The sequence below is a fragment of the Delftia sp. WSY_12 genome (genome assembly GCF_043104645.1).
GTDB lineage: Bacteria > Pseudomonadota > Gammaproteobacteria > Burkholderiales > Burkholderiaceae_C > Comamonas > Comamonas tsuruhatensis.
Map to the genome: position 1 here is coordinate 67276 of NZ_JBICKW010000061.1, position 12954 is coordinate 80229.

The following is a 12954-nucleotide window of genomic DNA, read 5'->3' on the forward strand; positions in this document are numbered from 1 at the left end:
ATGAAGAAAGAGCCCGCTGTTTGGCTGCCTACCGTGCGTGCAGGAACTGGTACTGATGTATTTACTGAAGCGCTTGCAAAAGGCCTGCGGGAAAATGGTTTGCGCGCGGAGATTACTTGGCTGCCGCTGCGAGCAGAGTACGCTCCTTGGTCTGTAAATATTCCTCGACCGCCAGACTGGGCCAATATTGCTCACGTTAATACTTGGTTGCATCCTAAGTTTCTTCCGCAGCATCTTCCAGTGGTTGCAACATTGCATCATTCCATTCATCATCCTGATGCAATCCGTTATAAAGGAAATCTGCGATCCTTTTATCATCGACATTGGATTGGGAAGATTGAACGAGCCAACATGGGTGCTGCAAATCAAGTGGTGGCTGTAAGCAAATTTGCCGAGGATGCAGCAGTTACTGCGCTGTTGAATTGTCCTATTCGTGTCATTCACAACGGTGTAGACACATCCCTGTTTATTCCAGGTTTGCAGCGAAGTGGATGCCGGCCGTTCAGGCTACTTTATATTGGAAGCTGGAAATTACTCAAGGGAGTGGATTTGCTGGCGCCTATTATGCGAATTCTGGGTGAAGATTATGAGCTGGCATTTACCGGCGGGCTTACGTCAATGGCCGATAAGAGGCGGTTATGTCCTAATATGCACGATATAGGTCGTCTCCACGGCGCTAACGAGGTCGTGTTGGCTATGCAGCAGGCTGATGCCTTACTGTTTCCTTCGCGAAGTGAGGGGTTGCCTTTGTCTGTATTGGAGGCCATGGCCTGCGGACTTCCTGTAGTGGCGGCTTGTGGCTCATCGCTAAAAGAACTGGTGAGACATGGGGAAACAGGTTTGCTCGCCGGTGTGGACGATATCCAAGGATTTGTTGATAGTATTCGTCAACTTGCCTCGCAATCAGAAATGTACTCTAGATTCTCTGTAAATTCGAGAAAAGTCGCGGTTGAGAAATTTTCTGTTCAGAAAATGCTGGATAAATACATTTCTTTATACAGAGATGTTTTGAAATAAAAGGTGGTGCTAAATGAAGGCAGTAATTTTGGCCGGGGGGCTGGGTACCCGCATCAGCGAAGAAACAGGTGTTCGTCCAAAACCTATGATCGAAATTGGAGGACGGCCTGTTCTTTGGCACATCATGAAAATATATGCCTCACATGGCATCAGTGATTTCGTGATTTGTTGTGGATACAAGGGGTACTTGATCAAGGAATACTTTGCCAACTATTTTCTCCATATGTCGGATGTGACGTTCGACATGGAGCACAACCGAATGGAAGTGCATTCACGACACGCCGAGCCGTGGCGCGTTACGTTGGTGGATACAGGGGAACACACACAGACGGGTGGGCGTCTCAAGCGCGTCGCGTCTTATCTACGGGGGGAGCGGTTTTGCTTTACTTATGGAGATGGTGTTGCCAACGTCGACATCAGAGCGCAAATCACCTTCCATGACAGCTGCGGCACGTTGGCCACGGTCTGTGCCGTTCAGCCGCCAGGCCGCTTTGGAGCGCTGGATCTGGATGGACAGCGTATCACCAGCTTCACGGAGAAGCCGCAAGGCGATGGCACATGGGTCAATGGCGGCTTCTTTGTACTGGAGCCCCAGGTACTTGACTACATTGCCGGCGATGATGACATCTGGGAACGAGGGCCACTGGAGCGCCTCGCCCAGGAAGGCCAGCTATCGGCTTACCGTCACGCCGGGTTCTGGCAGCCGATGGACACGCTGCGTGACAAGATCAAGCTGGAGCAACTCTGGGAAACGGGAGCGCCCCCATGGAAAATTTGGCGATGATCCCCTGCGCCGATTTCTGGCGTGGCAAGCGCGTGCTGTTGACGGGCCATACCGGCTTCAAGGGAGCGTGGCTGGCATTGTGGCTGCAGCGTCTGGGTGCGCATGTCACAGGCGTATCGCTGCCTGCTGCAACAACGCCTGCGCTCTACACCCTGGCAGGCGTGGAGCAAGGCATGGCAGAGAGCCATTTATGCGACATCCGTGATGCCCGGGCCTTGGCCGATGTCGTACGCGGTGCGCGGCCTGAAATTGTGCTCCATCTGGCCGCGCAGGCCTTGGTTCGGCCTGGCTACATTGCACCCGTGGATACATTCGCCACCAATGTCATGGGCTCCGTTCATTTACTTGAAGCCGTGCGAACGTCAGGAGGCGTGCGCGTTGCTGTAGTGGTGACTACGGACAAGGTATACCGCAACCGGGAATGGGCCTATCCCTATCGGGAAGAGGACGCATTGGGAGGTCATGATCCCTACAGTGCAAGCAAAGCTGCTGCGGAATTGGTGGTTGCCAGTTATCGACAGGCTTTTATGGCGGATCTAGGGGTTGCCGTTGCCACGGCCCGTGCGGGCAACGTGATTGGAGGAGGGGATTGGGCCGCAGACCGACTATTGCCCGACGCTGTACGTGCCTGGGAGGCGGGGCAGCCATTGATGATCCGGCGGCCCCAGGCCACGCGACCATGGCAGCATGTACTCGAGCCCTTGGCCGCCTATCTTTGCTTGGCCCAGGTCCTATGGCACGATGGCGCTCTCGCCGGAGCCTACAATTTCGGCCCCTCACCTCAGGATGCAGCCTCTGTCCGGGCGGTCGTGGAGATTGCTCGCAGTACCTATCCATCAGCTGCAGTCTCCTATGGAGACGAGACTTCGGGCCCCCATGAAGCGGGTCTTCTGGCTTTGGAGACGGCGCTTGCGCGCGAGTGTCTCGGTATTGTGCCTCGGTGGCAACTGAAGGCATCCATACTGCGTACCATGCGTTGGTACAAGGCGTTGAGTACGGGAGCATGTGCGCGCGCGTTGTGCGATGCGGATATTGAAGCATTCATGGCCACAGATGCCATTTCTTACCCATGACCGCCTCGCGCTTTGTTGTATCTGCCACACCTCTTTCGGGAGTAATGCGCATCCAGCGTCAGCGTCGTGGCGATGAACGCGGATTTCTGGCACGCATGTTTTGCCGACAGGAGCTCGCCCATGCGGGCTGGACCTGGCCGATCGCTCAGATCACTCATACCCAAACTGAGAACGTTGGAACGTTGCGCGGAATGCACTGGCAGTGCGCTCCCATGGCGGAGGCCAAACTGGTGAACTGCTTGCGCGGGGCCGTGTGGGATGTGGTGGTGGACTTGCGCTGCGGTTCACCCACGTTCCTGAAGTGGCATGCAGAGTGTCTGTCCGCCGCTAATCAAGTGGCTTTGTTAATCCCCCCTGGATTTGCACATGGCTTTCAGGCGCTGGAGCAAGGCAGTGAGCTGGTCTATCTGCACTCTGTCCCACATTCTCCTGAACACGAGGCTGGGGCCGATGCCCTGGACCCAAGCCTGTCGATTGCTTGGCCGTTGCCCGTACGGGAGCGTTCGGCCCGAGATGCCAGCCACCCGCCTCTTGGCGCAGATTTTGAAGGAATTGTATTGTGAGCATGCGCTGCCGTCACTGTGACGCATTGGTTTCCCTTCCTCTGGCTGACTTGGGGACCTCACCTCCTTCCAATGCCTACCTGAGCACAGCAGCTTTGCAAGAGCCTGAGCGGTGGTACCCGCTGCGTGTTCTCGTGTGTGAACGCTGCTGGCTTGTGCAGACTGAAGATTTTGCGCAGGCCCATGAACTGTTTGACGCGAACTATGCTTACTTCAGTTCCTTTTCCAGAAGCTGGCTCGACCATGCGCGCCGGTATACGAATACTATGCGCGATCGTTTCGGCCTTGGAAAAACCAGCCACGTGGTGGAGATTGCATCCAACGATGGCTATCTGCTTCAGTATGTGGCAGAACTAGGTATTCCCTGTCTTGGGGTTGAGCCGACTGCGAGCACAGCAGCAGCAGCCCGAGCCAAGGGCCTGCAGGTTGTGGAAAGTTTTTTTGGTCGCGAGTTGGCTCTGGAGTTGCATGGGAAAGGCCATGCAGCTGATCTCATGGTCGCCAACAATGTACTGGCGCATGTGCCCGATATTAATGATTTCGTGGCCGGATTTTCCCTGTTGCTCAAACCAGCAGGTGTCGCAACTTTTGAATTCCCACACTTACTGCAACTCGTTCAGCAGGCCCAGTTCGATACACTGTATCACGAGCATTTTTCCTATCTTTCACTCACGGCAGTGCAGCGCATTTTCTCGGAAAATGGCCTGCGGATATTTGACGTCCAGGAACTGCCTACTCATGGTGGCAGTCTTCGTGTTTTCGCGCAGAGAAGTGATTCGCCTACTCCATTCAATATGGAAGCCGCAGTCTCTATTATGCAAGAACGAGAAGATATGGCAGGGATGCGCAGCTCGGATTTTTATAGAAATTTCCAGGACCAAGCTCTTCGTATCAAAGATGAATTGCTTGCATTCTTGTTGCAAGCAAAATTAATTGGCCAGAGGGTGGTCGCATATGGAGCTGCGGCAAAGGGAAATACCTTGCTGAATTTTGCAGGTGTACGTGCAGATATGTTGGCCTATGTAGTAGATAAGAATCCATCAAAGCAAGGTTTCTATATGCCTGGCAGTCGTATTCCTATTGTGGATGAGTCGCGATTGCGAGAGGATCGCCCAGATATAGTGATGATTCTGCCTTGGAATTTGAAAGATGAAATAGTGACGCAGCTTGACTATGTGCGGGAATGGGGTGGTCGCTTTGCTGTTGCTGTACCTGCTTTGAGAATCCTCGAAAACATGCAAATATGAGAGTTCTGATAACTGGGGGCGGCGGATTTATTGGTCGGCATGTTTTGCGTGAACTGCAGCATCGTGGGATAGATACGATTGCTGTGGGGCGGACCCGTCCTGATGGCGCTGATTGCTTCCATCATGTAGATCTGTTGGCAGAAAATGATTGGAAAAAAATATTCTCGGAGAATGAGATAACACATTTTATTCATCTGGCTTGGTATGTCGAACATTTGAAGTTCTGGACGTCGCCAGAGAACTGGAGATGGGTTGATGCTACTACCAAGATGGTGGAGGCATTTTGTGTTTCTGGTGGAAGAAGAATAATCGTTTCTGGCACATGTGCAGAATATGACTGGAGTTCTGGTTATTGCAGGGAAGCTGCGACACCTCTTGAACCTTCAACCACCTATGGAGTTGCAAAAGATGTCACGAGGCGAATCGCCGAGAAGATATGCTTTGAATATGGGGTTTCATGTGTCTGGGGGCGTATATTTTATCCGTTTGGTATAGGCGAAAGTCCAGATCGTCTTATTCCGTCGTTGATTGATGTGTTCCAAGGGCGGCGTGACGCCTTTGAGATCAAAGCAAAAGCATACAGGGATTTTCTTCATGTCTCTGATGTTGCTAGTGCAATGGTCACTCTGCTTGGGCAGGATTTTTCAGGAGCATACAATATTTGTTCAGGAAGCCCTGTGGCGCTGGAAGATGTTGTGGTCGAGTTGGCAAAAATACTCAATGCGAATCCGGATTGCATGCTCGATTTGCAGGAAAAAGATCTGCAAACGGTTGATTTGCTCATTGGCTGCAATAGACGTTTGTTGGCAACCGGTTGGCGTCCTGCGGTTGATTTGCAGCAGGGGCTGAGAGACATATGCAAAGAAAGGCAGGGCGAAAATGAATAAGGAATGCATGTTGTGTGGAAGCAGTGAGGTGATCGGCTTTCTGAAAAGAACAGGCGTTCCCGTGCATCAAAACATCATCTTTCCATCGAGTGAATCCGCACGCTTGGGTACTCGAGGAATTTTAGACATGTGCGTTTGCCCATCCTGTGGTTTTGTTTTCAACCGAAGCTTTGATGAAAAATTGCTGAGTTATGGGCCAAGCTACGATAATAATCAAACATGCTCCGAGCATTTTAATTCGTACTTGGATGAAATTGTCAAAAAGCTGGTCAACGAGAATGATGTTAGAGATTCGGTTATTGTTGAAGTGGGCTGTGGTCGAGGGCAATTTCTTAAAAAGCTGATCGACTATCCTGGTGCCAATAACAAAGGCTATGGATTTGACCCAAGCTATGTGGGTCCTGATACTGACTTGGATGGCCGAATACAGTTCCGCAAATGCTTCTATGACGAAAGTTGCACGGACGTGACTGCCGACGTCATCATATGCAGGCATGTGATTGAACATGTGCGAAATCCAGTCGGATTGCTGCAATCTGTGGGGAAGGCACTTGCAGGCTCACCAAGAGCAAAAATCTTCTTCGAAACGCCATGCGTCGAGTGGATTCTTAAAAATGGAGTGCTTTGGGACTTCTTTTATGAACATTGCTCCTTGTTCACCGCAAATTCACTGACGACGGCTTTTCAACGTGTGGGATTTCATGTCGAAAGCGTTGGTAAGGTATTTGGTGAGCAATATCTCTGGATTGAAGGAGTTGGTACTGGAGCCTCGGTGCCGGTGGTATTTTCCTCTGAGAGGATAGTGGAGCTTGCAAGAGAATTTTCACTTCAGGAAAAGAATTCGATTCTGAATTTTCAGGAGAAAATAACGGGAATGAAAAGCTCTGGATCCATCGCGCTATGGGGAGCGGGAGCCAAGGGCGTTACGTTGGCCAATTTAATTGACCCTCAACAGAAGTTGATTGACTGTATCGTTGATTTGAATCCTGGTAAACAAGGATTTTTTATTTCGGGGACAGGGCATCCCGTTGTAAGTCCTAAAAATCTCAAGGACCGTCATGTTGCTTATGCCGTGGTGATGAATCCAAACTATATGGATGAGAATAAGAGAATCCTGACGGATGAGTGTATAGATACCAAGCTGGTGCTTCTGTAAAATCTGTATTTCTGGAAAATTTTTAATTTAGAGGTGAGTAATGGATTCGATTGAGAAAAATATGCAGGAGCTCTCTAGAGAATGGATGAGCAAAAGCATTGAAGATAGATACTCCTACAACTTCTCATGGATGGGGCGGCCGATTATTCAATATCCCCAGGATATGCTTGCCATGCAAGAAATAATTTGGAGAGTGAAGCCTGATTTGATTATAGAAACAGGAATAGCGCATGGGGGCTCACTGATCTACTATGCTTCGTTGTGTGAGCTCGTAGGACATGGTGAGGTTCTGGGGATAGATATCGATATACGTCTCCACAACAGGGTTGAGATAGAAAATCACAGTATGTTCAAGCGTATTCGGATGATAGAGGGATCCAGCATTGATCAACATATTATCGATCAGGTGCGAAAGCAGGCGGAGGATAAGCGCGTCATCGTCGTGCTAGATTCCAATCACACCCACGCCCATGTGCTGGCTGAGTTACGTGCATATGCGCCACTGGTTAGCGAGGGGGGGTATTGCGTCGTTTTCGACACCGTTGTGGAAGATCTGCAACCCGGCTCCTTTCCGGATAGGCCTTGGGGCGTAGGAGACAATCCCAAAACTGCCGTTCACGAATTTTTGAAGGAAAATGATAATTTCGAGATTGACCGTGATATCGAGTCCAAGATTCGAATTACAGTTGCTCCGGATGGATATTTGCGCAGAACGAAATAAAATTCAAATCTAATTCGGTGACGAAACTTCATCACAATATCATTGCAAATCTGGCCGGGCAGGTCTGGACAGCGCTTCTTGGTGTCCTTTTCATGCCGGTCTATCTGAGAGTGATGGGTGGAGAAGCGTATGGCCTTGTGGGTGTATACATCAGTCTTCAGGCGCTTTGGTATACCTTGGATGCAGGTATGGCCACCACCTTGAATCGTGAGCTGGCGCGGCATGATCCAGCTGAAACATCCGCACAATCTGCACGCGATACGGTCCGCACATTGGAGTGCTTGTTTCTCCCATTGTGCGTGCTGACCTTGATGGCTGCGCCAATCATCGGACATATGATTTCCGCGTATTGGCTCAAGCCTGTAGATATGAGCCAAAGCGAGGTGTCTTATGTTATTTCAATATTGGCATTGGCCATTGCGTTGCAATGGCCTTCTTCTTTTTATGCGGGAGGCTTGGCGGGGCTGGAGTGTCAAATATCACAAAATGTCATACAGATAGTATTCAGTTCGTTGCGTTGGATAGCCGTGATACCTTTGTTGGTATTCACGGATTCAAGCATAGAAACTTTCGCGTGGTGGCAAGTATTCATTGCAGCTCTTCAGACTGCAGTCGCGCGAGTCATTTTCTTTCATAAACTGCCGATTCCTGTCCAACATGCGCGATTCCAACGTAGCATCGCTTTCAGCATAAGGAAATTTGCGCTGGGTATGCTCGGAATCGCATGTGTGTCTTTTGTATTGGCTCAGGCTGATCGCATCGTACTGGCGCGGATTCTGCCCTTGGATGCATTTGGGCACTACTTTCTGGTGGCAACGGCTGCTGGAGCATTGTCGCGTGTGTTCACTCCATTCTTCTCCGCACTTTATCCACGCTACAGCCGCCTTGTGGCGCAAGGGAAGATCGAGGATCTAACAGGCCTATACCATAGAAGCAATAGAATTCTGGCATTGGTTGTTTCCACTTTGGCTGCCATCATGGTTCTCTACGCGGAAGGAATATTGACGCTTTGGACGGGGGACGAATTTTTTGCGGCCAGCAATGCGCAAGTCTTTGTGCTTTTAGTGCTCGGCTCCGCCTTGAATGGGATCATGAATCTCCCATATGCTATACAACTGGCTTATGGACAAACGAGGCTATCGCTACTGCTCAATGTATTTTCGATTATTTGGCTGGTGCCAATGATATGGTACTTGGCGGATAGATATGGTGCGCTGGGTGCAGCATGTGCGTGGCCTCTGCTGAACTTGACCTATGTCAGCCTGGGTATTTTTCTGATGCATAGGAAAATACTGAGAGGAGAGATGATGAAATGGTACGTTGCGGATATCATTTTGCCAAGTATATTTTCAGTGGCAGTTGTATGCTTCGTTGGGATGGTATTTCCATTTCTTTTGCAATTGATGGGAAATTCGATTGCATTGCCAGTAATTGTTCTTATTAGTCTGCTCTCTGTGGGATTTCTCTATTTTTTATGGATTAAATGGTCGGTAAATGGTTGATTCATCATTTGTCCAGAAGATGACCAAAATCATCCTGCAGATGACGCCTTGAATTGATCAATCGCTTCTCGAGAGTTCGGTAGATGCGCGAAAATATTCTATGAGCAAAATTGGAATGCTCGCACATGATTGTCGCTGCCCTGAGCAGGGATGAGGTAAGGAGTTTTCCACAATCCTCCTTGAGTGCTGTAGATGCGTCTTTCGCAAAATCATACTTTCTGTGTACAATTGCATTGACCCCTCGGCGGAAAAGCATTTTTTCACTACTGTGCCTGAGCATTCTTGATAGATTATCATGATGCATTTTGGATATGCCGGAATAATATTCCAGACTCTTAAGCATCTTTTTCCAGCCGGGCCAAAATGACGAAAGTGGCTGAGAGCCGCTATATGTATCTTGTGAGATGAAGAAGGCCGCGCTGGGATATTTCCTGAGTATCAATGGATATTGAAGGGAAAGTCTTAATAAAAATTCATAGTCCATTACGCCCAGCATGCTCGCATCTATGAATCCTGTGTCATCCAGGATTTCTCGGCGGAAAACAATACTTGTCCAGACAGGAAGTAATCCACCGACTATGCAATAGGCAGCCTCTGGTGGTGTATAAATCCCTTCTTTGGGCCAGCGCTGAACCCTGGCGTCAATGATGTTTTTCGACTCATCAAAGTGCAATCCCAGGCCCACCCATAACATCGCCTCTGGATGATTGTTCAAGTCATCTATGGCCCGTCGGTAGAAGCCCGGCAGAAGATAGTCGTCATCAGAAAGAATGGAAAAAAATGGAGTATCGACTGTGCCAACTCCATGGATGAAATTTCCCAGGGCTCCTATATTTTCGGGGTGGCAATGATAAATTATCTGAGAATATGTCTGTTGAATTTCATTTACGACATTCTCGGTTTCATCCAGAGAGTGATTGTCGAAGACAGCTACTTTAGTGACGACGTCCCCTTGCTCGGCCGCACTGACAATGGCGCGTCTGAGCTTATCTGGTCTTTTATAGGTGGGTATGACCGTGGTTATTTGCGGAATTGGTAGCTTTTTTCCCACGTAGTCTCCTGGGCTTTGACGTCATGCGGTATGGTGGTCACTTGCTGTCTTTGTACATGAGGGCGGTGATTTGCTCCGAGATGAGGCCGAGCAGAAATATCAGTACACTTCCAGAATAGAGTAGTGCACTCATATTGGTGAATCGATTGCCACTCAAGTAAGTGTATAGATACCAGCCAGATGCCAAAGTAAACATGATTGACGCGATTGGGGCGAATATTTTAAGAGGTGAAAATAGCGTTCCTATCTTGAAAATAATCAATAGAAATCTGGTTCCATCTTTTAGTAAATGAATATGACTTTTTCCTATGCGCTGAGATGCATGTATCGGTAAATAGGCTACAGAATAGCCTGCCCTAAAGAATGCCATTGTGGATGTCGTGGGGTATGAGAAGCCGTTGGGTAGGAGATACAGGAACTCGCGGAACTTGGTCGTTCTTACCGCACGAAATCCGGACGTCAGGTCAGCTATTGGATGTCCCGTCATCCAGCTTGCAAGACGGTTGTAAAGACCATTTGCAAGTCCTCGCCCAACGCTTGCCTGAGAGCCTTTTTGACGAGCGCCAACCACCATGTCATGGCCTTGGTGCATTTTTTCAAGCAAACGCGGAATATCCGCTGGGTCGTGCTGCCCATCGGCGTCCATAAATACAATGATTTCTCCTGCGGCTGCACGAGCTCCAGTTTTGATTGCAGCACCGTTGCCCTTGCTGTATGGATGCTGGACTACCTGCGCCCCTGCAGATATGGCTGTTTGTGCTGTTCCATCCGAAGAGCCATCGTCCACGACCAGAATCTGGATTTCTGGAAACTGTTGCCTTATCTTGGCTACTGTCTGACCGACTGCATCCACTTCATTCTTGGCAGGAAGAACAATGCTGACCTGAGCCAGATCAGTCTTAGATACAAGGTTTGTCATTGTGCTTTCTCTTCGGAGGTGGATTGTTTCAACAGTAGATTTTCCCGTGCGATTGCGGAAGTGTATCGCCCAAAACCATCCATACTCTTAGCGATTTCGAGTTGTAGTCTGGATGCCTGGAAATCTCCCCTATTGCGTAGCACCTGCGCATAAACAATACGTGTGCTGGGTACATCTGAGTGGTTCAGGGCGTCTTCGACCATGGTTTGAGCCAATTCCCAGTCATTGGCGCGGGCAATGGCATACTCTGCCGCCATCTTGAGGACTTCACCCTTTGCGGAGGGGGACATGGATGGGTTCTCAATAGGGGCCGTGATCAGTGCGAGGGCATCCATGTCCTGGAGGCTGCACGGACCACTCAGCAGGCAGTGGGAGAGCGCTGCAATATGTGCCGGAATAGCAGCCTCTGCGGGACTGTTTTTCAGCCGAAAAATCAGTGAGTCTACGATGTCCTGTACATCGGCGTCTGCTCCTTCTTCTTTAGCCAAGGCAAATTTTACCGCAAGCAGACCGAAATACGAAGACACAGAGTCGCTGCGAGAGGCTGCAGCCGCTTCAAAAGCGGTTTTGGCTTGTGCCAGCAAAGACCGCTTGTCTATTGCATGGTCAGCGGCGAATATTAATTCACTGCCTAATTGGTAGTTGGCTCGCATGGATAATGGATGCCTTGATGCTTCCATGGTGGCCAACACCAGAGGCGATGACCATTCCAGTGCGCGAATTGCTGTTGACGATCCTAGAAGGATAATGAGGGTATGTGCGATGATCCATATTTTATTACCCGCCTTGACAAAAAATGGAATCGAGAAATATGCGAAGGCGATGCAGAATCCTGCGGTCGCGAAATAGTTTCTGTGCTCATGCACAAGTTCCAACGGAAAAATGCTGGATTCCAGGCTATGGCAGATCAAAAACCAGAGCCAAGAGAATAGAAGGATAGGGAAATTTTTTCGTAACTTGAATAGACTCAAACTTACGATCGATATAAAGCTTATCGCCAATGCTGTCGTCAGCGGTTGCCAGAATGAGCGGGATATCTCTATATCATCATGATATAGAGACATTTTTGAAATTTGGGGGATGAAAAATTCACTGAGATAAAAAACAAGTACTCTGCTCTGCGTCAAGAGACGATCGGGAGTGGAAAAATCCCGATATGGAATGCGCGTTGTATCCAGTATTCTTGGAGTGATCCAGATGAGGATGCAAACGGCAACCAAGATAACTGCATAAATGGCCCAGCGCTGCAGCGATTGACCGAGCACCGTGATGCTTGATCCACACTTTTTGAAATTAAAAAGAAAAAATTCACATAGAATGATCAACGGAATAAAAAGAAGCCCACTTTCCTTGCTCAGGCATGACAGGACAAGCAAAACCACGACACTCGCATAGTGATGAATTCCTGATCTCGATGTGTTCGAAATGGGAGGAATGAAAGCGCTGCGAGAGCGCGCCTCTATGTATATTGCAACGGCCAGCAGGCCAAAAAGTGCGGCGAGACTCGTCATGCGTTGCACCACATAGAGCACGCTGGTCAGATTGAGCGGATGCAGACCCCAGATGGACGCAGCCAGCCAGCCACCCCAAGCCCATGCCCTATGGTCAGGTTCAGAAGCTGATCCGGCGGTTTGCTGTAAATTCCAGGCTCGCAGAAACCGGGAGACCAAGAGTCCGATGGCAATCGTGCAGGAAAGATGCACAAATATATTGGTCAGCTTGAAATACCATGGATCAGGCCCGCTGAAGTAGATGTTCAAGGCAAAGCTGAGAACGGGCACAGGTCGTCGTAGTGGGCCCGCATCTCCTGAAAATGCTGCGCGCCATAATTCTGCTGGTGAAAGATTCTTCAGCACCAGCTGATCACTGTCTACTATGTTTGGAAAGTCATCAAATATGAATGACCCGTCAAGCCCCTGGATATAGACGAAAAATATGGCAAATAATATTGCCATCCATGCTGCCAGAAGGCGCCCATTTATGTCTTCTGGATTTCTCTTGTGATTCAGCAAGAATTTGTTGATTTCCATTATT

At 49.3% G+C, this 12954-nt stretch carries 12 protein-coding genes; 9 read left to right on the forward strand and 3 right to left on the reverse strand.

Annotated features, from left to right (window positions below; genetic code table 11):
- The 9 genes from ACF8LI_RS26800 to ACF8LI_RS26840 are packed head-to-tail and all read left to right on the forward strand — an operon-like array spanning position 1 to position 8950.
- Positions 1–1017 (forward strand): glycosyltransferase family 4 protein, encoded by a 1017-nt coding sequence (locus ACF8LI_RS26800; protein WP_392414566.1) that lies wholly within the window; start codon positions 1–3, stop codon positions 1015–1017.
- Between the two features lie 13 nt (positions 1018–1030).
- A complete protein-coding gene (rfbF, locus tag ACF8LI_RS26805; protein WP_338498944.1) occupies positions 1031–1801 on the forward strand; it encodes a glucose-1-phosphate cytidylyltransferase in 771 nt (256 codons plus the stop codon).
- Positions 1783–2874 carry a CDP-glucose 4,6-dehydratase gene (gene rfbG, locus ACF8LI_RS26810; RefSeq protein ID WP_392414567.1) on the forward strand — a complete coding sequence of 364 codons (1092 nt, stop codon included), beginning with the start codon at positions 1783–1785 and terminating at the stop codon, positions 2872–2874. Before rfbF ends, rfbG begins: the two co-directional genes overlap by 19 nt.
- Positions 2871–3437 (forward strand): dTDP-4-dehydrorhamnose 3,5-epimerase family protein, encoded by a 567-nt coding sequence (locus tag ACF8LI_RS26815; protein WP_392414568.1) that lies wholly within the window; start codon positions 2871–2873, stop codon positions 3435–3437. The genes rfbG and ACF8LI_RS26815 overlap by 4 nt, the downstream gene beginning before the upstream one ends.
- 2 nt (positions 3438–3439) lie before the next feature.
- Positions 3440–4684: a class I SAM-dependent methyltransferase gene (locus ACF8LI_RS26820; RefSeq protein ID WP_392414601.1), complete on the forward strand. Its 1245-nt coding sequence runs from the start codon at positions 3440–3442 to the stop codon at positions 4682–4684.
- Positions 4681–5571 (forward strand): NAD(P)-dependent oxidoreductase, encoded by an 891-nt coding sequence (locus ACF8LI_RS26825; protein ID WP_338498935.1) that lies wholly within the window; start codon positions 4681–4683, stop codon positions 5569–5571. The genes ACF8LI_RS26820 and ACF8LI_RS26825 overlap by 4 nt, the downstream gene beginning before the upstream one ends.
- Positions 5564–6727, forward strand: a complete 1164-nt coding sequence (locus tag ACF8LI_RS26830) for a class I SAM-dependent methyltransferase (protein ID WP_392414569.1) — start codon at positions 5564–5566, stop codon at positions 6725–6727. Before ACF8LI_RS26825 ends, ACF8LI_RS26830 begins: the two co-directional genes overlap by 8 nt.
- 40 nt (positions 6728–6767) lie before the next feature.
- Positions 6768–7448: a cephalosporin hydroxylase family protein gene (locus tag ACF8LI_RS26835; protein ID WP_392414570.1), complete on the forward strand. Its 681-nt coding sequence runs from the start codon at positions 6768–6770 to the stop codon at positions 7446–7448.
- A 17-nt stretch (positions 7449–7465) separates the two neighbouring features.
- Entirely contained in the window at positions 7466–8950 is a 1485-nt protein-coding gene (locus ACF8LI_RS26840) for a lipopolysaccharide biosynthesis protein (protein ID WP_392414571.1), read from the forward strand.
- Between the two features lie 4 nt (positions 8951–8954).
- Here the strand turns inward: ACF8LI_RS26840 and ACF8LI_RS26845 are convergent, their stop codons facing one another.
- From ACF8LI_RS26845 to ACF8LI_RS26855, 3 genes are read right to left on the reverse strand one after another with little or no spacing between them, the layout of a single operon-like run.
- Positions 8955–10001, reverse strand: a complete 1047-nt coding sequence (locus tag ACF8LI_RS26845) for a glycosyltransferase family 2 protein (protein WP_392414572.1) — start codon at positions 9999–10001, stop codon at positions 8955–8957.
- Positions 10002–10038: 37 nt separating this feature from the next.
- Entirely contained in the window at positions 10039–10920 is an 882-nt protein-coding gene (locus tag ACF8LI_RS26850) for a glycosyltransferase family 2 protein (protein WP_338498922.1), read from the reverse strand.
- The gene (locus ACF8LI_RS26855) at positions 10917–12950 is read right to left on the reverse strand and encodes a hypothetical protein (protein WP_392414573.1); all 2034 of its coding nucleotides are present in this window, start codon (positions 12948–12950) and stop codon (positions 10917–10919) included. Before ACF8LI_RS26855 ends, ACF8LI_RS26850 begins: the two co-directional genes overlap by 4 nt.
- Positions 12951–12954 lie beyond the last annotated feature (4 nt).